General features: G+C 63.9%; 20 protein-coding genes. 8 read left to right on the forward strand and 12 right to left on the reverse strand.

Going from position 1 to position 24,312, the window contains the following annotated elements; genetic code table 11:
• The first annotated feature begins 80 nt into the window (after positions 1–80).
• Positions 81–1,067: a hypothetical protein gene (locus QMK22_RS12395; RefSeq protein ID WP_283497955.1), complete on the forward strand. Its 987-nt coding sequence runs from the start codon at positions 81–83 to the stop codon at positions 1,065–1,067.
• Positions 1,068–1,089: 22 nt separating this feature from the next.
• Here the strand turns inward: QMK22_RS12395 and QMK22_RS12400 are convergent, their stop codons facing one another.
• The gene (locus QMK22_RS12400; protein ID WP_283497956.1) at positions 1,090–1,872 is read right to left on the reverse strand and encodes an NUDIX hydrolase; all 783 of its coding nucleotides are present in this window, start codon (positions 1,870–1,872) and stop codon (positions 1,090–1,092) included.
• A 169-nt stretch (positions 1,873–2,041) separates the two neighbouring features.
• On the opposite strand from QMK22_RS12400, the gene QMK22_RS12405 reads away from it, so the two are divergent.
• The 6 genes from QMK22_RS12405 to QMK22_RS12430 all read left to right on the forward strand — a co-directional run bounded on the left by QMK22_RS12405 (position 2,042) and on the right by QMK22_RS12430 (position 8,626).
• Complete coding sequence (locus tag QMK22_RS12405) at positions 2,042–3,097, forward strand: 2,3-butanediol dehydrogenase (protein WP_283497957.1); 1,056 nt, start codon at positions 2,042–2,044, stop codon at positions 3,095–3,097.
• Between the two features lie 68 nt (positions 3,098–3,165).
• The gene (locus QMK22_RS12410) at positions 3,166–3,939 is read left to right on the forward strand and encodes an MBL fold metallo-hydrolase (protein WP_283497958.1); all 774 of its coding nucleotides are present in this window, start codon (positions 3,166–3,168) and stop codon (positions 3,937–3,939) included.
• Positions 3,940–4,128: 189 nt separating this feature from the next.
• The gene (locus tag QMK22_RS12415) at positions 4,129–5,088 is read left to right on the forward strand and encodes a hypothetical protein (protein ID WP_283497959.1); all 960 of its coding nucleotides are present in this window, start codon (positions 4,129–4,131) and stop codon (positions 5,086–5,088) included.
• Positions 5,089–6,645 carry an efflux RND transporter periplasmic adaptor subunit gene (locus QMK22_RS12420; RefSeq protein WP_283497960.1) on the forward strand — a complete coding sequence of 519 codons (1,557 nt, stop codon included), beginning with the start codon at positions 5,089–5,091 and terminating at the stop codon, positions 6,643–6,645.
• Positions 6,642–7,322, forward strand: a complete 681-nt coding sequence (locus QMK22_RS12425; protein ID WP_283497961.1) for an ABC transporter ATP-binding protein — start codon at positions 6,642–6,644, stop codon at positions 7,320–7,322. Before QMK22_RS12420 ends, QMK22_RS12425 begins: the two co-directional genes overlap by 4 nt.
• 17 nt (positions 7,323–7,339) lie before the next feature.
• The gene (locus QMK22_RS12430; RefSeq protein WP_283497962.1) at positions 7,340–8,626 is read left to right on the forward strand and encodes an ABC transporter permease; all 1,287 of its coding nucleotides are present in this window, start codon (positions 7,340–7,342) and stop codon (positions 8,624–8,626) included.
• Positions 8,627–8,674: 48 nt separating this feature from the next.
• On the opposite strand, the gene QMK22_RS12435 is transcribed toward QMK22_RS12430, so the two are convergent.
• From QMK22_RS12435 to QMK22_RS12450, 4 genes are all read right to left on the reverse strand, one after another.
• Positions 8,675–10,243 carry a GMC family oxidoreductase gene (locus QMK22_RS12435; protein WP_283497963.1) on the reverse strand — a complete coding sequence of 523 codons (1,569 nt, stop codon included), beginning with the start codon at positions 10,241–10,243 and terminating at the stop codon, positions 8,675–8,677.
• A gap of 12 nt (positions 10,244–10,255) precedes the next feature.
• Positions 10,256–11,737: an aldehyde dehydrogenase family protein gene (locus QMK22_RS12440; protein ID WP_283497964.1), complete on the reverse strand. Its 1,482-nt coding sequence runs from the start codon at positions 11,735–11,737 to the stop codon at positions 10,256–10,258.
• A complete protein-coding gene (gene betT / locus QMK22_RS12445) occupies positions 11,734–13,842 on the reverse strand; it encodes a choline BCCT transporter BetT (protein WP_283497965.1) in 2,109 nt (702 codons plus the stop codon). The genes QMK22_RS12440 and betT overlap by 4 nt, the downstream gene beginning before the upstream one ends.
• Positions 13,843–14,034: 192 nt before the next feature.
• Positions 14,035–14,895 carry a universal stress protein gene (locus tag QMK22_RS12450; protein WP_283497966.1) on the reverse strand — a complete coding sequence of 287 codons (861 nt, stop codon included), beginning with the start codon at positions 14,893–14,895 and terminating at the stop codon, positions 14,035–14,037.
• A 154-nt stretch (positions 14,896–15,049) separates the two neighbouring features.
• Here QMK22_RS12450 and QMK22_RS12455 point away from each other — a divergent pair, with 154 nt between their 5' ends.
• Positions 15,050–15,472, forward strand: a complete 423-nt coding sequence (locus QMK22_RS12455) for a DUF1801 domain-containing protein (RefSeq protein ID WP_283497968.1) — start codon at positions 15,050–15,052, stop codon at positions 15,470–15,472.
• 357 nt (positions 15,473–15,829) lie between these two features.
• On the opposite strand, the gene nrdF is transcribed toward QMK22_RS12455, so the two are convergent.
• The 7 genes from nrdF to chvE form a co-directional block, all read right to left on the reverse strand.
• Entirely contained in the window at positions 15,830–16,804 is a 975-nt protein-coding gene (gene nrdF, locus QMK22_RS12460; RefSeq protein WP_283497969.1) for a class 1b ribonucleoside-diphosphate reductase subunit beta, read from the reverse strand.
• 48 nt (positions 16,805–16,852) lie between these two features.
• Positions 16,853–18,958 (reverse strand): class 1b ribonucleoside-diphosphate reductase subunit alpha, encoded by a 2,106-nt coding sequence (nrdE, locus tag QMK22_RS12465; RefSeq protein ID WP_283497998.1) that lies wholly within the window; start codon positions 18,956–18,958, stop codon positions 16,853–16,855.
• A 29-nt stretch (positions 18,959–18,987) separates the two neighbouring features.
• A complete protein-coding gene (nrdI, locus tag QMK22_RS12470) occupies positions 18,988–19,392 on the reverse strand; it encodes a class Ib ribonucleoside-diphosphate reductase assembly flavoprotein NrdI (protein ID WP_283497970.1) in 405 nt (134 codons plus the stop codon).
• Positions 19,393–19,462: 70 nt separating this feature from the next.
• A complete protein-coding gene (nrdH, locus tag QMK22_RS12475) occupies positions 19,463–19,696 on the reverse strand; it encodes a glutaredoxin-like protein NrdH (RefSeq protein WP_035880942.1) in 234 nt (77 codons plus the stop codon).
• A gap of 536 nt (positions 19,697–20,232) precedes the next feature.
• Entirely contained in the window at positions 20,233–21,471 is a 1,239-nt protein-coding gene (gene mmsB, locus QMK22_RS12480; RefSeq protein ID WP_283497971.1) for a multiple monosaccharide ABC transporter permease, read from the reverse strand.
• 30 nt (positions 21,472–21,501) lie between these two features.
• Entirely contained in the window at positions 21,502–23,031 is a 1,530-nt protein-coding gene (gene mmsA, locus QMK22_RS12485; RefSeq protein WP_283497972.1) for a multiple monosaccharide ABC transporter ATP-binding protein, read from the reverse strand.
• Positions 23,032–23,126: 95 nt separating this feature from the next.
• A complete protein-coding gene (gene chvE / locus QMK22_RS12490; RefSeq protein ID WP_283497973.1) occupies positions 23,127–24,251 on the reverse strand; it encodes a multiple monosaccharide ABC transporter substrate-binding protein in 1,125 nt (374 codons plus the stop codon).
• Positions 24,252–24,312: the final 61 nt, after the last annotated feature.

Here is a 24,312-nt window from a genome sequence, read left to right on the forward strand (position 1 = left end):
GGAGTTGCGCCTCCCGCGCACCGACGCATGTCCCGCGCGACGTGGGAGGGCTCACCCCCGGCCCCGGTTAGTGTCGTGGTATGAGATTATTCGCGCAGACTCGTCGTCACCTGCGCATTCTGGCGACCGGGGCGGGCCTCGTCGGGCTCGCGGCGACGCTCATCGTGCTGCCCACGGCGCCCGCGGCCGCGTCGCCCACGGCCGCGTCGCCCACGCAGGCGCCAACGCAGGCGCCAACGCAGGCGCCCACGCAGGCGCAGGAAGCCGTATCCGCAGCCGCGGAACCTCCCGCCACCTTCGACCCCGGCCTCATCATCAGCGACTACAACTTCTTCAACCCCGACGCCCTCACCGAGCAGGAGATCGCGGATTTTCTTCAGCAGCGCTCGTGCCGGCCGAGCGACGGCGTGCCGTGCCTCTGGGAATACCGCGAGACGACAACCAGTCAACCGAACCAGGGTGACGGCCATTGCCGGGCATACTCCGGGGCCAAAAACGAGCCGGCCGCCCGCATCATCGCGAAGATCGCGGCGGCGTGCACGATCAGCCCCAAGGTGCTGCTGGTGCTGCTGCAGAAGGAGCAGTCCCTACTGACTCGGCCGAGCGCATCCGGTTATTTGCGCGCCACCGGCTATGGCTGCCCCGACACCGCCGACTGCGACGCCCAATACTTCGGCTTCTTCAATCAGGTCTACCACGCAGCCTGGCAGTTTCGCCAGTACACGCAGGAACCCGACCGTGCCTTTCAAATCGGTTCCGTCGACGTGGGCTTCAACCCCAACGCCGAGTGCGGCGCCACCGCCGTGCGCCTCGAAAATCAGGCCACAGCCAACCTGTACAACTACACGCCGTACCAGCCCAACCCGGCTGCCGTCGAGAATGCCGGCAATGAGGGCGACGGATGCTCGACCTACGGCAACCTCAACTTCTGGCTGTTCTACAACGCCTGGTTCGGTGATTCGACCCTGAAACCGTTCTCGGCCATCTTCGACGATTGCCTGAACTTCGTCGACGGCCAGGGCTGCACAGCGGTGTCGCTGCTGCCCAAGATTTCCCCGGCCGATTGACGCGGCCGAGTAGATCGGCCGGCTAGTCCAGCCCGCTGGCGCTGTACACCCACGGCACCTGGCCGATCTCGAGGCGGTGCCGCCCGCCGGCCTGCTCGGCGAGCGCGTCATCGTCGTAGGCCACATCGCCCGCCCAGAACAGCACCTGCCCGCGGTCGCTCGCACCGAGCCGGGTTTCGTAGTGCGCCAGCCCGCGCGCACCGACGCCGGCCACGATGTCGACCACCGAAGCAAAGCCCTGCAGCCCATGCAGCGTCACCCAGGTAGGCGCAATCAGCGTAAGCGCAGCGGATGCGTGCCGCTCCAGCGCCGTCTCCGGCCGCAGCCAGGCGTAGTCGATGACCTCGTCTTCGGCGAGCACGATCGGGCCGGGCGGGGCCGTCGTGAGGTAGAACCAGGTGCGCAGCCGTTTCGGTGCGCTGCGCGGCGGCACCCACAGTGCGGTGGGCACGAGCGCACCGGGCGAGACGTTCAGCCCGGTCTCTTCGCGCACCTCGCGTACGGCGGCACGGCGGGCCGCGAGCTGTTCGACGGCCTCGGCCTGCGCGGCGATATTGGCGGCATCGTCAGCGGCCGGGCCCACGCCGTCGGCCAGCTCCGCGGCATCCGTTGGCAGCCGGTCTTCGGGATCGACGCCGCCGCCGGGAAACACCCACGCACCGGCAAACGAGCCCCGGTGGCGGGGTCGTTCGAGCAACAGTACTTCGGGGCCGTTCGCACCGTCGCGCAGCAAGATAACGGTGGCCGCGACCCCGATGGGGGCGTCCCCACCCGGTGCTGCGCTGGGCTCTGTCACTCGCGTCATCGCGTTGTCCTTAGGTGTTGTGTCGTTCACCCCACCATAATGCTGGCACCTCGACCCAGCGCCCGGGGGGTGAAGGCCGTTACTCTTAAAAGACGCCGAAACGCAACGCACCTTGCCACGAGGGCACCGTCGCTGCACCGCGTTTCGGTTTCAAGGAGTAGTGACAGTTATGAAGGCAGCACGTTTTCACGGGCCCGCAGATATTCGCATCGAGGACATTCCCGAACCCCAGCTTCGCCCGGGGGCCGTCGCCATTGACGTGGCCTGGTGTGGAATCTGCGGAACCGACCTGCACGAGTATCTGGAAGGGCCGATTTTCATCCCGGCCGAGGGCCACCCGCACCCGCTTTCGCACGAAGAAGAACCGGTCACGCTCGGCCACGAATTCTCCGGCACGGTCTCCGCGCTGGGTGAGGGCGTCACCGATCTCTCCGTTGGAGACAACGTCGTGGTCGAGCCCTACTTCGTCTGCAACGAGTGCGCGCCGTGTCTGGCCGGCAATTACCACCTCTGCACGAAGATGGGCTTCATCGGCCTGGCCGGTGGAGGCGGCGGACTCAGCGAGAAGGTCGTCGTCGACCGCCGCTGGGTGCACGCGATCGGTGATATTCCGCTGGACGAAGCTGCTCTCATCGAGCCGCTCTCCGTGGCACACCACGCCTTCGTGCGCAGTGGCGCCAAAGCCGGCGATGTCGCCCTCATCGGTGGGGCCGGCCCGATCGGTCTGCTCGTCGCCGCCGTCTGTAAGGCCGAGGGCCTCACCGTGATCATGTCCGAACTCAGCGAGGCGCGCAAGGAGAAGGCGCGCGTCACCGGAGTGGCCGATCACGTGCTCGATCCCAGCAAGGAAGACGTTGTGGCCCGGGTGCAGGAACTCACCGACGGCCGCGGCGCGGATGTGTGCTTCGAGTGCACGAGTGTCAACGTCGTGCTGAACCAGCTGTTCGACGCGGTGCGCCCCGCCGGCGTCATCGTCAACGTCTCGATCTGGAGCAAGCCGGCCAGCGTTGACATGCAGAAGCTCGTGCTGAAGGAGATCGACCTGCGCGGAACGATCGCTTACGTGCGCGATCACCCGGCCAGCATCAAGCTCGTGCAAGAGGGCCGGGTCAACCTGGCACCCTTCATCACCGGGCGCATCGCCCTGGACGACTTGATTGCCGAGGGCTTCGATACCCTGATCAACCACAACGAGACCGCGGTCAAGATCATCGTGCATCCCTAACCAGCGCACTGCGGCGGCACCCCGGCATCGGGGTGCCGCCCGTGGCGCTTGTCGCTAAGCTGCGAGCTATGCCCGCCAACATTGCCCACCCGCAGCGCACGAGCCCGCTCACCCGCAGCCTGCTCGCGCCGAATGCCGGCCCGATGACGCTGGACGGCACCAACAGCTACCTCATCGGCGCGCCCGCCTCCCCCTCCGTCGTCGTCGTCGACCCCGGGCCGCTTCATGAGGGCCACCTCGCCACCCTGGCCGCGGCCGGCCAGGTCGAACTCGTGCTGATCACGCACCGGCACGCCGACCACACGGCGGCGAGTGCGCGCTTCGCCGAACTCACCGGCGCCCCCGTTCGGGCGCTGGACGCGGCCTACTGCGTCAACGGCGCCCCGCTCATCGCCGGGGAGCTGATCATGCTCGCCGACACCAGCATCCGCGTTCTGGCCACCCCCGGCCACACCGACGACTCGGTCTGCCTGCACCTGCCGGGCGACGGCCCCACCGGCTCCGTGCTCACCGGCGACACCGTGCTGGGTCGCGGAACGTCGATCATCGACGGCGAGCTCGCCGACTATTTGGCCTCGCTCGAGGCCTTGCGCGATCTCGGACCGGCGCTCGTGCTCCCCGCCCACGGCCCGGTCCTGCCCGACCTGGCCGCTATCTGCACGGCCTACCTCGCTCACCGCCACGGGCGGCTGGATCAGGTGCGTGCCGCGCTGGCAACCCTCGGCTCGGACGCGAGCGTGGCGCAGGTGACCGATTTGGTCTATGCCGACACGGATGCCGCGGTGCGGTTCGCGGCCGAAGCATCCGTTCGCGCGCAGCTGGTTTACCTGCGCACCCGCTGACCCCGGCCCGCGGTGCGCCGGCGGAACACCGGCTTGCGCCTGAAAGAGACCGAACGGTATGGTCTTTGTAGCGCTGCAACTCGGCGTTTACCCCCATTCGCGCCCGCGATGCGCTAGCTTATGGGGATCGGGGGGCGATCCGTCAGCGGCCTAGCCCAGACCAGTGGTCAACATTCAAAGGGGAACTCTATGCGCTATCGCGCACTATTTAAGGCCGTTGCGGCCGCCGCATTTCTGTCACTGACGCTTGCCGGCTGCAGCGCCGACAAGGCGAACGCAAAGCTCGACCCGGCCGAGAGCCCGCTGTCGAAGTACATGTCGGCCATGTACGAAGGGTTCGACGAAGAAACCGGGATAGCGCTGCAAAAAGACCAGGAAGAACTCATCGCCACCTGCATGGCCGACGAAGGCTTTGACTATGTTCCGGTCGACACCTCGCAGTACAACGGCATGATGAGTGACGATGGCGAGGAGTACGGCACCAAGAAGTGGGTGGCCGAGAACGGTTATGGCATGAGTCAGTCGCCGGAACAGATCGCCGAGCAGCAGGAGCAGGGCGAGGCGTTCGTCGACCCGAACCAGGACTACGTGATGAGCCTGTCTGAGGGCGAGCAGGCGGCATACTACGAGGTGCTCTACGGCGTTACGCCCACCGAGGACGAGCTCGGCGAAGGAGGCTCCTACGAGTACGACTGGGAAACGTCGGGCTGCCAGGGCGTCGCCAGCCATGAGGCCAATGGTGATCAGCCGTCGCCGGAAGACCATGCGGAGCTCTACGACGCGATCAGTGCCATGTATGAGAGTGCGCAGACGTCGCCCGCGCTCGTCAAGCTCGATGCCGAATGGTCGGCCTGCATGGCCGATGCCGGCTACGCGAACTTCTCGAAGAAGGCCGACGCGCAGGAGGCGATTTCCACCGCGATGAACACGCTCTATGAAAGCGCCACGGAGTCAGCTCCCGACGAGAAAGCCCTCGCCGATTTGCGTGACGAGGAACTTGCCCAGGCCATGGTCGACTACACCTGCACCGAAGACCTCAAGTACACCGAGGCCTCGACGAAGGTTCAGTTTGACCTTGAAGAGCAGTTCATCATCGATCACAAAACCGAGCTCGACGCGCTCATCGCAGACTACGAGCAAGGCAAGTAGTTGGCTCGCGCGTTCGGTCGACGACAGAACAAAACTGAGGGTCCAGCCCCCGCGGCCACCCCGGTCACCCGGTCACGTAGTCAGGGCTGGCGGCGCCTGTTCGCCGGCAACCGGGTGATCTGGGTAATGGCCACGGTGGCCATCGTCGCGCTCGTTGCCGGCCTCGGGCTGGGCCAGCTGATCGTCTCCCCCGGCCAAGCGGCAGCGGATGCCGATGCTCCCGCCGCCGGCCTGATCACCGTTCCCGTCGAAAACCGTACGCTCGCCAACGACGTCACCATGCGCGGCGACGCGACCTATGCCGACTCGGTGGAGGTCAGCATCGAAACCGGCGAACTCGCCGGTGCCCCCATCGTCACCGGGCAGGTTCCCGAGGTCGCCGCTATTTTCGACACGGCCTCGATCGCGCTCGAGGTCACCGGCCGCCCGGTGATCGTGCTGCCCGGGGATCTGCCGGTGTATCGCACCCTGAGGGTCGGCGTGTCCGGCCCCGACGTACTGCAGTTCAAACAGGGTCTGAGCGTCGCCGGAATCGATGCCGGAGCGCTCGACTCCGACGTGTTCGACGCCCAGACCGCGAGCGCCGTCACAGCGCTCTACGCCAAGGTCGGCTACCCGGCGCCCACCGGCGGCACCGAGGTGGCCAGCGCGGTCAGCAACGCCGAAGCCGGTGTCGCGAGCGCGCAGGCATCCGTTGACAGCGCCACGGGTGCGCTCACCGTCGTGCAGTCAGCCGCGTCGAACGTTGACGTGGTCGAGCAGGGCAACCTCGTGCGCAGCGCTCAGCGGGTGCTCGCCCTGGCCAAAACCGAAGGCACCCCGAATGAAATAGCGGATGCCGAGGAGGCCGTCACCCTCGCCGTCGCGCGTCAGGGCCAGGCCCTGGCCCCCCGCGATGCGAGCGCCGAACAGGCCGCGGTCACGGCGGCTAAAGCCGATCTGACCCGCGCCGGAGAAACGCTCAGCGACGCCAGGGACGGCGCGCTCGCCTACCTGCCGGCCGGCGAAGTACTGTACCTGCCGGGCCTCCCCCGCCGGGTCGACGAGATCAGCGTGAAGCGCGGATCGAGCATCAGCGGGCCGGTCATGCGAGTCTCGGGTGCCACGCTCGTCATCTCCGGCTCGGCAACCGCAAGCGACGCCGCCCTGCTTGAAGTCGGCGCCCCCGCCGTTCTCGCTATGCCCGACGGCGACCAGGGCGCCACGATCACCTCGGTACTCCCGTCCGAACCGGCCAGCGGCGAACCGGCCAGCGGCCGTTTCACCGTCTTGTTCGCACCCGACGCGCTCACCGACGAACAGATCCAGGCCGTGCAGGGCAGCAACGTGCGCGTGCGCGTGCCGGTCAGTTCAACCGAGGGTGAGGTGCTCGCCGTTCCGCTCGCCGCGCTCACCGCCGGACCGGGCGGAGAATCCCGCGTGGAATTCGACCCGGGTGATGGCGCCGAAACCGTGTTGGTCGAGGTCACGACCGGGCTCGCCGCCGAAGGCTTCGTCGAGATCACCGCGATCGATGGCTCGCTGGGAGTCGGAGACCTCGTCGTGGTGGGCCGGTGATCGCGGCCCCCGTCGTCGAACTGGTCAACGTCACGCGCTCCTTTCCCGGCCCGCCCGAGGTGCAGGCGCTCAAATCGATCAACCTGCGGGTGGATCGTGGCGACTACCTGTCCATCGTCGGTCCGAGCGGCTCGGGCAAATCCACGATGCTCAACCTGCTCGGTCTGCTCGACCGGCCGAGCGTCGGCGAATACCACCTCGATGGCACATCCACGAGCCTGCTCGACGAAAAGCAGCGCGCGATCGTGCGCGGCGGCACCATCGGTTTCGTCTTCCAGGCGTTCCACCTCTTGCCGCATCGCACGGTGCTCGACAATGTGCTGCTCGCCACCCTGTACAGCGGTGTGCCGCGCGCCGAACGGGAGGATCGCGCCCGCGCCGCCCTCGATCGGGTGGGCCTCAACCACCGACTCGATTTTTTGCCCGGTACTCTCTCCGGCGGAGAACGGCAACGCGTGGCCGTGGCACGGGCCGTCGTCGCCTCGCCCGAACTGCTGCTCGCCGATGAACCCACCGGCAACCTCGACGAGGCCACCGGCAACGAGGTGATGGACCTGTTCGAAGAACTCCACGCCGACGGCCTCACTCTCATCGTCATCACCCACGACCAGGCCGTGAGCGATCGCGCCGAGCGGCGCGTGCGCATCACCGACGGTCGCCTCAGCGAGCTGTCGTGAGGTTCTTCGGTAAGCGGATGCCGCAGCCGACGGTACAAGCAACTCCGGCGTCGGACGCGGACAGTATCGTTCCGGTCATCGCCCGCGCCAACCGGTTCTCGGTGCAGGATCTGCTCGTCGAGGCGAGTTACGGGGTGGGTGCCCGCCCCAGCCGGCTCGTGATGACGACCCTCGGCACCGTGCTCGGCATTGCCTCCCTGGTTGTTACGATCGGATTTGCGCAGACCGCCGCGGGGCAGATTTCAAACCAGTTCGATGCCGTTTCGGCCACGCAGATCATGATCGAACCGGCCTCGACCCGCAACTCGAGCGGTACTGAGCAGGCGACCGGTCGGCTGCCGTGGGATGCCCCATCGCGGGTCGATCGCCTCGCCGGGGTGGAGCAGGCGGGTCTCGTGGCCGATGTGGATGTGGCCGGCCAGCGCATCACATCCGTTCCCGTCAATGATCCCTCGGCCGCGCAAACGCTGAGCCCCAACCTGATCGCCACCTCGCCGGGCTTGCTCGCCGCGGTGCGCGGTGAGGTAGTCACCGGGCGCTACTTCGATGCCGGGCACGACGAGCGGGCCGACCGGGTGGCTGTGCTGGGGGCCCGGGCGGCCGAGACACTCGGCATCAACCGCGTCGACTCGCAGCCGTCCATCTTCATCGGCGAAGTTCCGTACACGGTGATCGGCATTATCGACGGCGTTGAGCGTCGCACCAACCTGCTCGATGCCGTCGTTGTGCCGCTCAACACCGCGCGCACCGACTTCGGCCTGTCCGCTCCCGCCGAACTACACGTGCAAATTGATGTCGGGGCAGGCAAGCTCGTGGCCCGACAGGCACCGATCGCGCTCGATCCGAACGCGCCCGAGAACTTCAAGGTGCAGGCGCCCGCCGCGGCGTCGTCGCTGCAAGACAATATCCAGGCCGACATTAACATCGTCTTTCTCACGCTCGGAATTCTGGCGCTGCTGGCCGGCGGCCTCGGCATCGCCAACGTCACCCTGCTCTCCGTGATGGAACGGGTCGGCGAGATCGGCCTGCGCCGGGCGCTCGGAGCGACCAAGCGCGATATCGCCCGGCAGTTCATCGTGGAGTCGGCCGTGATCGGTCTGCTCGGTGGCCTGATCGGCTCAGCGCTCGGGGTCTTCGCGGTCGTCGTGGTGTCGCTGTTGCAGGGGTGGACGCCGATTCTCGATCCCATCGTGGCCATTGGCGCCGCCCTGGTCGGCACGCTCGTCGGCCTGGCCGCCGGCGCCTATCCCGCGGTTCGCGCCTCCAATATCGAGCCGATCACGGCCCTCCGCGGGGGCACCTAACCGGTCCGGCCCGAGCGGCTCGCTCGGGCCGGACCGGCGTGCCCGAGATTAACGCGTGGCGCGATCGGCTGCCACGAGCTGGGCGCAGCGTTCGCCGATCATCATCGTGGTGATGTTGGGGTTCACCGTCACGAGTTCGGGCATTACCGAGGCATCGGCCACGCGCAGGCCGGTGACGCCCTTGACGCGCAGCTCGGGGTCGAGCGGTGAACCGATGTCGTCAACGGCGCCCATTCGCACCGTTCCGGCCGGGTGGTACACAGTGTTGTGGGTCTTCCTGATGTAATCCGTGATCTCGGCATCCGTTTGCACGGCGGAACCGGGGTATAGCTCGACGCCGGCCCAGGCCGCCATGGCCGGCTGGGCCACGATCTCACGGGCCTTGCGGATGCCGGCGACCATGACGCGCATGTCGTGCGGGTCGGTGAAGTAGCGCGGGTCGACGAGCGGCTTGTCGCGGTAGTCGCGGCTGCGCAGCTTCACCGTTCCGCGGGAGCGGGCGTGCGTGACATTGGGGGTGAGGCAGAAGCCGTTCTCCGTGGTCGGGTATCCCTGCCGGGCCGTGTGCATGTCAAACGGCACCGAACCGAAATGGAACATCAGGTCGGGCCGGTCGAGGCCGTCGTCGGTGGTCGTGAAGATGCCCAGTTCCCACCACTGGGTGGACTCGGTCGGCATCGGCTGCTTGGCCTCCCACTGAATCACACCTTCCGGGTGGTCCTGAAAGTTCTCGCCCACGCCGGGCGAATCCACGAGCACCTCGATCCCGTGCTCGCGCAGTTGGGCGGCCGGACCGATGCCGGAGAGCATGAGCAGCTTCGGGGAGTCGATGGCGCCGGCCGAGAGAATGACCTCGGCGCGGACGGTGAGCGCGCGGGTGCGCCCGGCTGCGTCGACGACGAGCACGCCGGTGCATCGTTTGGCGGCGTCGAAGGTGAGCTGACGAGCACGCAGACCGGTGAGCAGGGTGAAGTTCGCCCGTTCCATAATGGGGTGAATGTACGACACCGACGAGGATGCCCGGGTGCCATCAGCCTGCCGGTTGATCTGAAAGAAGTTGGCGCCGTTCACCACGGTGCTGCCGGAATTGAACGTGGTTCGGGGAATCCCGGTCTGCTCGCAGGCGTCGAGCAGCGCCACGCCGCAGGGGTCGTTCGGCGGCACGTCCATGAGGTGCACCGGACCGTCGTGGCCGTGGTGCGGCGCCGGGTCGCTGTTGCTCTCGAGTTTCTTGAACAGTGGGAAGGTGTTCGCGGCTTCCCAGCCGGTCGCGCCGTGCTTGCCGGCCCAGTCGTTGAGGTCCTCGGCCGGTGCCCAGAAGGCGATGCAGGAGTTGTGGCTGGAGCATCCGCCCATCACCTTGGCGCGAGCGTGGCGCATGAACGAGTTGCCGTTCTCCTGCGGTTCGATCGGGTAGTCCCAGTCGTACCCCGACTCGAGCAGTTCCATCCAGCGGTCCAGCTTGAGGATGGCGTCAAGGCCGCGGTCGTCGGGGCCGGCCTCGACGAGCGCGACGTGCAGGTCGGGGTCTTCGCTGAGCCGGGCGGCAACGGCTGCTCCCGCGGATCCGCCGCCGATCACGACGTAGTCGAATTCAGTCGTCGTCAGTTCGGTCATCTGTGCCACTCCTTAACGCGCCGCAAACCAGCCGGTGACCGCCGGGGCGGTGTTCTGGTAGATGTGCTTGGTTTCCTGGTATTCGGCCAGTCCGCTCGGGCCGAGCTCGCGTCCCACGCCGGACTGACCGTAACCGCCCCATTCCGCCTGCGGCAGGTACGGGTGAAAGTCGTTGATCCAGACAGTACCGTGGCGCAAGCGCTTCGCCATGCGCTGCGCACGGCCGGCATCCTGGGTCCAGACTGCTCCGGCGAGGCCGTAGACCGTGTCGTTGCCGATAGCCACGGCTTCATCTTCGGTCTCGAAGGTTTCCACGGTCACGACCGGGCCGAAGGCTTCGTCGATGACCACGCTCATGCCGCGTTCCACCTGGTCGAGAATGGTCGGCGTGTAGTAGAAGCCCTTCTCGAGCTCGCCCGTGCCCCAGGTACCACCGCAGCGCAGTCGGGCACCCTCGGCGAGTCCCTTCTGCACGTAGGCGCTCACCTTGTCGCGGTGCGCAGCCGAGATCAGCGGCCCGGTCTCCGCGTCGGGGTCGAAGGGACCGCCCAGCCGAATCTGGTTGGCGCGGCGCACCAGTTCGTCCACGAAACGTTCGGCAATGGATGCCTCGACCACGATTCGCGCGCCGGCGGAGCAGACCTGCCCCGAGTGCACGAAGGCTCCGTTGAGCGCGTTGTCGACGGCGGCATCGAAGTCCGCATCGGCAAAGATCACGTTAGGGTTCTTGCCGCCGAGTTCGAGGGCCACCTTCTTCACGGTTCCGGCGGCGGCGGCCGCGATAATTTTACCGGTTTCGAGGCCGCCGGTGAAGCTGACCAGGTCAACGTCGGGGTGGCTGGAAAGCGGAGCACCCGCCACGGCACCGGCCCCGAGCACGAGGTTGGCAACCCCGGCGGGCAGGCCGAGGTCGTCGAGCAGCACCATCATGAGCATGGAGGTGTGCGGGGTGAGTTCGCTGGGCTTGAGAATGAAGCTGTTTCCCGCGGCGAGCGCCGGGGCGATCTTCCACGCGGCCTGCAGAAGCGGGTAATTCCACGGGGCGATGAGCCCGCAGACACCCACCGGTTCCACCACGATGCGGCTGACCACGCTCTCGTCGCCGGCATCAACGATGCGACCGGCATCCTGCCCGGCGAGCTTGCCGAAGTAGGCGAAACAGTTGGCGATGTCGTCCATGTCGATTTCGCTCTCGACCAGGCGCTTGCCGGTGTCGAGCGTTTCGGCCCGGGCGAACTCGGCCTTGCGCACCCGCAGTTCCGCGGCCACGCGCAGCAGAAAGTCGCCGCGCTCCGGGGCGGGCACCGTAGACCAGATGCCACTGTCGAAGGCGGTGCGGGCGGCGTTAATGGCAGCCTCAACATCCGCTGTGGTGGCTTCGGACACGGTACCGACCGGCTCGCCATCGGCCGGGCAGCTGATCAGGCGGGTACCGCCGTCGGCGGCGGGCACCCACGTGCCGTTGATGAATAGGGTCGAGGTCATGGTGCTCATTTCTTCACGTCTTCGGAGTCGTAATCGGCTTCCCAGTTGTCCTTGGACGTCTGGTCGTCGGGCAGGGCGGTGTTGCCCGGCTCGGTGCGGTTGAGGTGCAGAAAATCAAGGTGTGTCTCGTAGTGGTCGAGCACATCGGTGATGACCTGCTCCTTGCTGTACCCCATCAGGTCGTACCCGTGGCTGCCCTCAAGAGAGAACACCTCCATCCGGTAGTACTTGCCCTGCTCCGACGTGCTGCGCACGGCGTAGGTCGGCATGTCCAGCTGCACCGGGTAAATCTGGTATTTGAATTCACGCTCGTCCCCCATAGACACCAACAGGTCAAGGTGGTGAATCTGCAGCCCTTCGACGACCCCTTCGGTCAGGGTCACCTCGGCGCCCTGGGTCAGGAGCTCCTCGTGTACTTCCTGCAGCGCTGGCAGCGCCACGGTCGACACGAACCGTTCGGCCTGGCGTTGGTCCGGGTAACTCATCGCCCGGGTGAGCCGCTGGCGCCAGTTGCGCGCTCGGGCCGGGTCGCCGCTGCGCCCGGAGAGCAGCCCGGGCAGGCTGACCCGGTAGCTGTCGGCTACGGATTGCTCAACGCGAAGAGCTCGATACAAGCCCAGCATGATCAACAGCAGCACCGCGGAGAAGGGCAGACCCATAATAATGGTCGCGTTCTGCAGCACCGGAATCCCTCCCACGAGCATCATGGCAAAGGTCAGCACGCCGGTGGTCACCGCCCAGAACACGCGCAGCCACTTCGGGCCGTCCGATTCGGAGTTCTTCAAATGCGAGGTGAAGTTTGCCATCACGAGCGCGCCGGAGTCAGCCGAGGTGACGTAGAAGAGCAGGCCGGTGAAGGTCGCGATTGCGGCGGTCACCGGAGCCATCGGGAATTGGTCAAGTAGTGAGTAGAAAGCCTTTTCCGGCGAGTTCATGGCAATTTCGCCGAAGCCAGCGTCACCGCCGATGACGATGGCCAGGGCGCTGTTACCGAAAATGGCGATCCACAGCAGAATAAACGCGAACGGCACGACGAGAACACCGGAAACGAACTGGCGGATGGTGCGGCCGCGGGAGATCCGGGCCAGGAACAGGCCCACAAACGGTGCCCAGGCAATCCACCAGGCCCAGAAGAACAGGGTCCAGCCGTTCAGCCAGGCGTCCGGGCGGTCGTAGGCGAAGGTGTTGAGGGTAAGACCGGGGAACCGACTCAGGGTGTCACCGACATTTTGCACGATGGCGTCGAGCAAAAACGAGGTATTGCCGACGATGAGCACGAAAAGCATGAGTCCCACAGAGAGCAGCACGTTGAGTTCGGACAGCCGGCGGATGCCGCGTTCCACGCCTGTCACGGCAGAAATGGTGGCCATCACCACCGATAAGGCGATGAGGGAACCCTGTACGAACAGGGACTGCGGGGTGCCGAACATGAAGGTGAGGCCGTAGTTGAGCTGGGCGACACCGATGCCCAGGCTCGTGGCGATACCAAAAATGGTGCCCAGAATGGCCGCGATGTCCACGAAATGCCCGATCGGGCCGTGGATGCGCTTGCCGAAGATCGGATACAGCGCGGAGCGGATGCTCAGGGGCAGGTTCTGCCGGTAGGCGAAGTAGCCCAGGGCCAGGCCCATCAGCGCGTAGAGGGCCCAGCCAGTGATGCCGTAGTGAAACAGGGTCCAGACCATGGCTTGGCGGGCCGCTTCGAGGGTGCTGCCGTCTCCGGTGGGCGGTGCAAGGTACTGAGTGACCGGCTCGGACACGGAAAAGAACATCAGGTCGATCCCGATCCCGGCCGCGAAGAGCATGGCGGTCCAAGTGAACAGGCTGTATTGCGGACGCGAGTGGTCCGGCCCCAGCCGAGTCTTGCCGACCCGGGACAGAGCGATATAAACGACGAAAACCAGAACGATGGTGACGATCAGAAAGTAATACCAGCCGAGGTTGGTCGACACCCAGCCAACGACAGCACCGATAACAGCACTCGCGTTGGCAGGGGCAAGAATGGCCCACAGGGCGATGGCGATAATGCCACTGGCGGAGCCGAAAAAAACGGTCTTATTGACCCGGGATGGTGCTTCATCGGTCACAGTGGAATGGGGGGCATGCTGAGACATTGAGTCCTCACGGTTTGGAGCGACGCGTCCTTCCCCTGGCGACGCAAACGGGGGACAAGACGTATTAGCCTAACAAATCGTGAAATTCCCTGCCAAGGCAGACGCGTCGTCTACCCCGCGTCTGCCTCGTTCAACTTCGTCCCCGCACCCGGCGCCGGCACCACCGCCCGAATACGCTGCCCCGTGACGTCGCTACGACTTCTTGTGCTTGGTGCGCATGATGACGGTCGGGCAGGCAGCCTCGCCGAGTACCTCGTGACTGACCGAGCCCATCCACAGCCGGCTCAGCGCGCCTCGGCCGTGACTCCCGACCACCAGAAGCTGCGCCGCTGCGGCTGCCCGCAGGAGCGCCCGGGCCGGGGTCTCGTCGGTCACGAAGACCTGGTGCACGACGAGGTCGGGGTAACGGGTGCTGAGACCGGCCACAGATTCGGCCAGCACCAGGCGTTCCTCCTCGATGCGCGCGGCGATGCTTTCTTCCGGGATGTGCTTGAGCACTCGCTGCGTAGGCACGCGCGCCGCATACACCGCGGTGAGTTCCTGGCCGGTGCGGTCTGCCTCGGCTGCGGCGAATTCCATCGCGGCCAGGGCGTCAGCAGAGCCGTCCACACCCACCACGACGCCGGTTCGGTCACCCGACAGCACTTCGGGAATGATCGCCACCGGGCAGGCGCTCTGGGCGGCAACTTGCATGCTCACGCTGCCGAAGAAGTCGCCAGCACCCCCGGTCTTGCGGTGAGTTCCCACGACGATCAGGCTGGCGTCCGCTGACAGCTCGCTGAGCACGTGCTGGGCTGACCCCGTGCGCAGCGCTCCCGTGGCCGTCACCGTGGGCGCGAGCTCAGCGGCGCGCGCCTCGATCTGGTGAACGAGTGACTTCTCGTCGTTGATGATGCTGTTGTAGTAACCGTATTTCTCGGTTAGCCAGGCGGCGGGCACCGAGTGCATGAGCACCACGGGAGCGTCCAGTGCCTCGGCCCGGCGCAACGCCCATTCCAGTGCCGTGGCACTGGTCTCTAATTCATGAACGCCGACGACTATCTTCCGGTTCACGGGTCTACCTCGTCTTTCGAAGGGGGCGGCGTCATTGACGGCCTCCCGGTGAGGGCAGCAGAGTCACTACCCACATTCACTATCCCGCATCCGCTCGGACGCGGCTAGAGGCGGAAGTCCCGGCATGACTCGTGGCGCGCGCCATACTGGGGTCATGGCCGAGAACAAGACGCAACCGACGGATGCTTCCGTCGAGGATTTTCTCAACGCAGCGACACCAGCCCGACGTCGCGACGACGGCAAGACCCTCGACGCGATCTTCCGCGAGGAGACCGGCGCAACGCCCGTCATGTGGGGCCCGTCGATTGTGGGTTACGGGAGCTTTCGTTATGTGTCGCCCGCGAACCCGCGCACACGCGGCGATTGGCCGAAGGCGGGTTTCTCGCCGCGCAAGGCGCAACTGTCGATCTACGGGCTCAAAGATCTCCCCGAGGGCGCCGCCCTACTTCCGCAGCTCGGCACCTACACCGAGGGCATGGGCTGCGTCTACGTGAGAAAGCTCAACGACATCGACCTCGACGTGCTGCGCCGGCTCATTGCGATCGCTGCGTCGCGCGGCGACGACCCCGAGCCGTAAACCCGGGTCGATGTGGCGTGGTGACGTTATGCCACTGGAGCTCCGCGAGACACCGCGGCGTGCAGCCCCGGAAAAAGACGGAGAGCCCAAACTCGCACCCCGAGGGCGGAATTTGGGCCTCGCGCGAAGTCACCAATTTACTTGGCGGGCTTCTTCCTTCTCTGGGCCCGTGCGCTCGTGGCCGCGGTCTCGGCTGCGGCGCTGAACCGTGCGTTCCGCATACCGGAGCTTGCTGCTCGTGCAACCTTGTTGCTCTGCTTGGGGTTTTGGGCCATGGCGCACGCTCCAATCAATTGTGTTCCGGGATCCGGGTCCCGTGGTTGAGCCCGCGGTGCCCAACCATACCGGTCCCTCTTGCTAGAAGTCCCAGTCGTCGTCTTCGGTAACGACAGCCTTGCCGATCACGTACGACGACCCCGAACCCGAGAAGAAGTCGTGGTTCTCGTCGCCGTTCGGTGAGAGCGCCGAGAGAATCGCCGGGTTCACGTCGCAGACATCCTTCGGGAAGATCGCCTCGTAGCCCAGGTTCATCAGCGCCTTGTTGGCGTTGTAGTGCAGAAACATCTTGACGTCTTCGGTCAGACCGAGCTCGTCGTAGAGGTCCTGGGTGTACTGCACCTCGTTCTCGTAGAGCTCGAACACGAGATTGAAGGTGTAATCCTTGATCTCGTCGCGGCGCTCCTGCGTCTCCTTTTCGAGACCCTTCTGAAACTTGTAGCCGATGTAGTACCCGTGCACCGCTTCATCCCGAATAATCAAGCGGATGAGGTCGGCCGTGTTGGTGAGACGGGCCCGGCTGGAGAAGTACATCGGCAGGTAGAAGCCCGAGTAGAACAGGAACGACTCGAGCAGCACCGAGGCGACCTTGCGCTTGAGCGGGTCGTCGCCCTGGTAATAGTCCATCACGATCGAGGCCTTGCGCTGCAGGTTCGCGTTCTCGGTCGACCAGCGGAACGCCTCGTCAATCTCTTTGGTCGAAGCGAGCGTCGAGAAGATCGACGAGTAGCTCTTGGCGTGCACCGACTCCATGAACGCGATGTTCGTGTACACGGCCTCTTCGTGCGGGGTGATCGCATCCGGAATCAGCGACACGGCACCCACGGTGCCCTGGATCGTATCGAGCAGGGTCAGCCCGGTGAACACGCGCATGGTGAGCTGCTGCTCCACCGGCGTGAGCTGGTTCCACGACTGAATGTCGTTGCTGAGCGGAATCTTCTCCGGCAGCCAGAAGTTGTTGGTCAGTCGGTTCCAGACCTCGACGTCTTTTTCGTCTTCGATCTTGTTCCAGTTGATCGCGTCTACGTGCGAGACCAGCTTGAGCTTGTCAATCATTGAAGGTGTTCCTTTTCCCAAAGTTCATACAGGTAACGTTCGGCAAGCTCACAGCGCGCAGGAAACGCAACCCTCAATTTCCGTGCCTTCGAGCGCCATCTGACGCAGGCGGATGTAGTAGATGGTCTTGATGCCCTTTTTCCACGCGTAGATCTGGGCGCGGTTGATGTCGCGGGTCGTCGCGGTGTCCTTGAAGAACAAGGTCAACGAAAGCCCCTGATCGACGTGCTGCGTGGCTGCGGCATACACGTCGATGATCTTCTCGGCGCCGATTTCGTAGGCATCCTGATAGAACTCGGTGTTGTCGTTCGTCATGAACGGCGCCGGGTAGTACACGCGGCCCAGCTTGCCTTCCTTGCGAATCTCGATCTTCGCCGCGATCGGGTGAATCGATGCGGTGGAGTTGTTGATGTACGAGATCGATCCGGTCGGCGGCACCGCCTGCAGGTTCTGGTTGTAGATACCGTGCGCCATAACGGATGCCTTCAGCTCGGCCCAGTCGGCCTGCGTCGGAATCGACACCCCGGCCTGGGCAAAGAGCTCAGCACCGCGAGCCGTCGACGGCTCCCAGACCTGGTCGGTGTACTTGTCGAAGAACTCGCCCGAGGCATAGGCGGAGTCTTCAAAGCCCTCAAACGTGCGGCCGCGCTCGGTGGCGATCGCGTTGGAGGCACGCAGAGCGTGGAACAGCACCGTGTAGAAGTAAATGTTGGTGAAGTCGATACTCTCCGCACTGCCGTAGTAGACGCGCTCCCGGGCGAGGTAGCCGTGCAGGTTCATCTGGCCAAGGCCGATGGCGTGCGAGCGGTCGTTGCCGTCTTCGATCGAACGCACCGAGCTGATGTGGCTCTGCTCCGACACCGCGTTGAGACCACGGATGGCGGCATCAACGGTGCGACCGAGATCGCCGGAATCCATCGCCAGGGCGATGTTCATCGAACCGAGGTTGCACGAGATGTCCTTGCCGATCTCGTTGTACGAGAGGTCCTCGTTGTACGTCGTGGGAGTGTTCACCTGCAGAATCTCGGAGCACAGGTTGGACATGTTAATGCGGCCCTTGATCGGGTTCGCCTTGTTCACCGTGTCTTCAAACATGATGTACGGGTAGCCCGACTCGAACTGAATCTCGGCGAGGGTCTGGAAGAACTCGCGCGCCTTCATCTTCGACTTCTTGATGCGCGGGTTATCGACCATCTCGTGGTACTTCTCGGTCACCGAAATGTCCGCGAACGGCACTCCGTAGACGCGCTCCACGTCGTAGGGCGAGAAGAGGTACATCCACTCGTCGTTCTTGGCCAGCTCGAACGTGATGTCGGGAATGACCACACCGAGCGAGAGGGTCTTGATACGGATCTTCTCGTCGGCGTTCTCCCGCTTGGTGTCGAGAAAACGCATGATGTCGGGGTGGTGCGCGTGCAGGTAGACAGCGCCGGCACCCTGGCGGGCACCGAGCTGGTTGGCGTAGCTGAAGGAGTCTTCGAGCAGCTTCATGACGGGAATGATGCCGCTGGACTGGTTCTCGATCTGCTTGATCGGCGCGCCGGCCTCACGAATGTTACTGAGCAGCAGGGCCACACCGCCGCCGCGCTTGGACAGCTGCAGCGAGGAGTTGATGCCGCGGGAGATCGACTCCATGTTGTCTTCAATGCGCAGCAGGAAGCACGAGACGAGCTCGCCGCGCTGAGCCTTGCCGGAGTTTAGGAAGGTGGGGGTTGCGGGCTGAAAACGGCCGGCGATGATCTCCTCGACCAGAGCAACGGCGAGCTTCTTATCACCCGCGGCGAGACCCAGGGCCGTCATGACAACGCGGTCTTCAAAACGCTCGAGGTAGCGCTTACCGTCGAAAGTTTTCAGCGTGTACGAGGTGTAGTACTTGAAGGCGCCGAGAAAGCTCTGAAAGCGGAACTTCTTGGAGTAGGCCAGGTCGTTCAGGCTCGTGATGAACTCGAACGAGTACTGGTCGAGCACGGCCTGCTCGTAGTATTCCTTCTCCACCAGGTAGTCGAGTCTCTCGCGCAGCGAGTGAAAGAACACCGTGTTCTGGTTGACGTGCTGCAGGAAGAACTCGCGGGCGGCCTCGCGGTCTTTGTCGAACTGGATCTCCCCGTTCGGGCCGTACAGGTTGAGCATCGCGTTGAGCGAGTGGTAGTCCATGCCCGACGGTGCGTCCATGGGCGTGATCTTCACGGCTGTTGTTTCCAAAATTCTTCCAATCCGTCGTGAACGATGCGCACATCATCCGGTGTTCCAAATACTTCAAAGCGATAGAGGTGGGGCACCTTGCACTTGGCGGCGATGATGTCGCCGGCCAGGCAATAGCCCGCACCGAAATTCATGTTGCCGGCGCCGATGACGCCGCGAATCAACGACCGATTGGTCTCGTTGTTCAAGAACTTGATGACCTGCTTGGGCACGGCCCCGCCCATGCTGCCGCCACCATAGGTGGGAACGCACAGCACGAACGGCTCCTCGGCCACGAGCGGTTCTTCGCGCGGGTAAAGAGGTATGCGCGACGCCGGTCGACCGAGCTTTTCCACGAACCGCTGCGTGTTACCCGAGGCACTCGAGAAATACACGATGTCAGTCATATCACGTGGCGATTCTGATCGGGCACAGTCCGGGCAGGCGAAGCGTGCTGGGCGTGTGGGCTGCGCTCACCTACGCGAGGCGTGCGGCGAGTGCGTTGATCTTGTCGGGCCGAAAGCCTGACCAGTGCTCTTCGTCGGTAATGACAACGGGCGCCTGCAGGTAGCCCAAAGCCTTAACGGCCTCCAGAGCGTTTTCGTCGACCGACAGGTCGAGCACCTCATACTCGATGCCCTTGTTATCGAGGGCACGGTAGGTGGCCGTGCACTGCACGCAGGAGGGCTTCGTGTAAACGGTGATCGCCATGGTTATGACCTTTCTTCTTGGCTGTTCAAGTCTAAAACTGTTCGACATACTTCGCAAGTATGTTCTATAAAACTCTTCGACCGCGGGCGAGAATTCGTCAGGGATCGTCGTACAAAGTGAGCAAGTGCACTGCCGGGCCGCAGGGCCTGGCGAGAGTCTCAATACTACATCTAGTGATCGCGGAGCGGAATAGCCACTACATGCAGTAATTACATTTATGTAGTTATCCACCGACATTCCACATGTTTCACACAGTCCTGCGGCGCAAGAACACCCAAATTCCGCGGGACCGGGCCGAGTTATCCACAGGCACCGGTCTCGACACAATTTTGCCTGTGGAATCTCGATCGGCGTGTCGCGCACCGACCGGTCACGGGCAGCGAGATCGCGCCCTGACGCGCAAACGGGCCGGTCCCAACGATGCAGACCGACCCGTGCGGCTTCCGGTTCCCGCATGCACCGGTTGCGGCAAGCAAAGAGCCGAAACGCCATGCGTTTCGGCTCTTGCCAGCAGTGAAGCAGCTACCCGAGAGTGCTCAATGGCCACCCGAACGGCGCTTGTTGTACACGTCGAATGCCACAGCGAACAAGAGCACGAGGCCCTTGACGGCCTGCTGCCACTCGATACCGATTCCGAGAATCGACATACCGTTGTTCAGAACACCGATAATGAGGCCACCGATGATGGCACCACCGATTGTCCCCACACCGCCGGTAACGGCTGCGCCACCGATGAAGGCGGCCGAGATGGCTTCCAGTTCGAACCCGTCTCCGGCCTTGGGGCCGGCGAGATTCAGCCGTGCGGTGAAGATGAGTCCAGCGAGAGCAGCCAGGATCCCCATATTCACGAACAGGTAGAAGTCCACCTTGCGGGTTTTGATGCCCGACAGCTCAGCCGCATGGCGGTTGCCGCCGATGGCGTAGATGTGGCGGCCGAAGATTGTGCGATTCATGATGATGCCGTAGATGAGGACGAGAACGGCCAGCACGATCAGGGTTACGGGAATGCCCTTGTACGAAGCGAGCGCGAGCGCGAACGAGCCGACGGCCGCGGTGATGAGCACGAGCTTGAGCACAAACCACACCATGGGCTCAACGTCCTGGCCGTACTTGGAGCGGGCAACTCGAGTGCGCACCTGCTGCACGATCAATGCCAGGATCGCAATACCCGCGATGCCGAGGGTGAACGGATCATATTCGAATTCACCGAACAGGTCGGTTAGGAACCCGTTGCCGAGCGCGCGATACTCTGCCGGGAACGAACCAATGTTGGCGTTGCCGAGAACGGCGAGGGCGAGACCGCGAAAGATGAGCATGCCGGCCAACGTCACGATGAACGCGGGGATCCCCACGTAGGCGATCCAGAATCCTTGCCAGACACCAACCAGGGCGCCGATACCGAGGGACAGAATGATGGATAACCACCATGGCAGTCCCCAGGTCACCGCGAAGACGCCGGAGCAGGCACCCACGAAAGCCGCAACGGACCCGACCGACAGGTCGATGTGCCCGGCGATGATTACCATGACCATGCCGACAGCAAGAACAAGGATGTACCCGTTCTGCACGATCAGGTTGGAAATATTCTGCGGACGCAACAGGATGCCGTCGGTGAGGATAGTGAATAGCACCACGACCACAACGAGGGCGATGAAAATGCCGTTCTTGCCCAGGTCCGCGAGGAGGTGGGTGAGCCAGGATGCGGCCTTATTACTGCTGGGGTTGGAATGGAAGCCCGGGGCCGGATCGGCCTGCGGCGTCGTTTCATTGCTCATGAGCGTTTCTCCTTTTCCGCTGCGCCGACGCTAGCGGGCCTTTTCCATGGTCATGTGTTTAATGAGGAGCTCCGGGCTGGCTTCCTCGATGGGGAATTCGCCCGTGATGCGACCCTCCGAAATTGTGTAGATGCGATCACAGATACCGAGCAGCTCCGGCAACTCCGAAGAGATCACGATGACGCCCTTTCCGGCCGCCGCGAGCTTGTTGATGATCGTGTAGATCTCGTACTTTGCACCAACGTCGATACCGCGGGTGGGTTCGTCAAGGATGAGCACGTCGGGGTCTGAATAAATCCACTTCGACAGCACAACTTTCTGCTGGTTACCGCCGGATAGTTTGCCGACCTTGGCCAGCACCGACGGAGCCTTGATGTTCATGCTCGTGCGATACTCGTTGGCAATCTTGTATTCCTCGTTGTCATTGACGAGGCCACGCCTGGTGAGCTTGCCCAGCGACGCCATCGAGATATTGCGTTTGATGTCGTCGATCAGGTTGAGACCAAAGGTCTTGCGGTCCTCCGTCACGTAGGCAATTCCGTGTTCGATCGCTTCGGAGACCGTGCGGGTCTTGATTTCCGTGCCGTGTTTGAATACCCGCCCGGAAATGCGCGAGCCGTAGCGCCGGCCGAACAGGCTCATGGCGAACTCGGTACGGCCCGCTCCCATGAGACCGGCAATTCCGACGATCTCGCCGGCACGGACACTGAGGTTGACGTTGTTCACCACCACGCGCGTCACGTCTTGCGGGTGGTGCGCGGTCCAATCCTCCACGCGCAAAATCTCTTCGCCGATGTTCGGCGTGTGATCCGGATAGCGGTGCTCCAGGTCTCGTCCGACCATGTCCTTGATAATGCGGTCTTCTGTCACCTCGAGCTTCGCCATGGTTTCAATGGCTCGTCCATCACGAATGACGGTGACCGAGTCGGAGACCTTCTTGATCTCGTTGAGCTTATGGCTGATGATGATCGAGGTGATGCCCTGGCCCTTGAGGTGCAGGATCAGGTTGAGCAGATGGTCGGAATCCTCGTCATTGAGTGCGGCCGTGGGCTCATCAAGAATGAGGAGTTTTACGCGTTTGGACAGCGCCTTGGCGATCTCGACCAGCTGCTGCTTGCCAACACCGATGTCCATGATCCGGGTGGTCGGTGTCTCACGCAGCCCCACGCGGGCGAGCAGCTTCGCGGCCTCCAGGTTGGTTTTGTTCCAGTCGATCAGGCCGAGCGGCCCACGCTGCTCATTGTTGAGGAAGATGTTCTCAGCTATAGAGAGGTATGGGCTGAGCGCGAGTTCCTGGTGAATGATAACGATGCCCTTGGCCTCGGAGTCTCGAATGTCTCGAAACTCCACGACCTCATCTTCGAAGACGATATCCCCCGTGTACGTGCCGTGCGGGTACACGCCGCTGAGCACCTTCATGAGCGTGGATTTACCGGCACCATTCTCACCGCAAATGGCGTGGACGTCACCGCGGGCGACGCTGAGGGAGACGTTCGCCAGCGCTTTAACACCGGGAAACGTCTTGGTGATGGTGCGCATCTCAAGGATGTTCGTGGTCACGGAGTACCTTCTTCAGCTATCAGGGTCAAGACGGTGGAGGGGCGAAGCCGCCGGCGAGGTCTCCCGCCGGCGGCTTCGCGCTGCCGAGGCAGTGATTAGCCGTTGATCTCGGCTTCGGTCCAGTAACCGGAGTCAATCAGCACGGAGGGGATGTTGTCCTTGACGACGATCTGCGAGTCAAGCAGCATCGAGGGAACAGTGATCTTGCCGTTGTCGTAATCCGTGGTGTTGTTGGTCTCGGGGGTGTCTCCGTTGAGCACGGCGACGGCCATCTCGACAGAGATGGCGGCCAGCTGACGAGTGTCCTTGAAGATCGTCGCGTACTGCTCACCCGAGTTGATGGCCTTGACGGAGTCGATTTCGGCATCCTGGCCCGAAATGATCGGCCACGTAGCGTCAACCGCGTATCCGGAACCCTGGAGGGCGGAGATGATACCGCGCGAGATGCCGTCGTAGGGGGAGAGAATTCCGTTGACCTTGCTACCGTCCGAGTAGGTCGATGTGAGGATGTTCTCGAGGCGGCTCTGGGCCTCCTCACCATCCCAGCGCAGCGTTGCAACAGAGTTGAAATCGGTCTGGCCACTCTTCACCACGAGCACGCCCGAGTCGATGAAGGGCTGGAGTTCCTGCATGGCGCCGTTGAAGAAGAACGTGGCGTTGTTGTCATCGGGGCTTCCGGCGAAAAGTTCAATGTTGAACGGGCCGGCGGGGGCGTCCGCGGTGGCGGTGCCGTCGAGCTCCGTCAGGCCGAGACCGTTAAGAACCGACCAGGCCTGCTGCTGGCCCACCTTGAGGTTGTCAAAGGACGCGTAGTAGTTGACGTTCTCGGTGTCGCGGATCAGGCGGTCATAGGCGATGACGGGAATGTTGGCATCCGCTGCGTCCTGGAGCACGCTCGTCAGCGTGGTGCCGTCGATTGAGGCGACGATGAGAACCTCGGCGCCCTTGGTGATCATGTTCTCAATCTGCGAGACCTGGGTGGGGATGTCGTCCTCGGCGTACTGCAGGTCAACCTTGAAGCCCTGCTCCTCGAGCTGGCTCTTGACGGCGTCGCCGTCTGCGATCCAACGCTCCGAGCTCTTGGTGGGCATGGCGACCCCGATCAGGCCGCCGTCGCCGGCACCGCCGGAACCGGTGGTGCCGGAGCTCGAGCAGGCGGCCAGGCCCATGATCATGGCGCCGGCGGCGAGTCCGGCGAAGAGTGCTGACTTCTTCTTCACTGTGTTTCCTTCTTGAATCATCGTTGATGGTGAGGCGGGATAGTAAAGCTGCGACGTACGA

This window comes from Cryobacterium sp. PH29-G1, from assembly GCF_030063365.1.
Lineage (GTDB): Bacteria > Actinomycetota > Actinomycetes > Actinomycetales > Microbacteriaceae > Cryobacterium.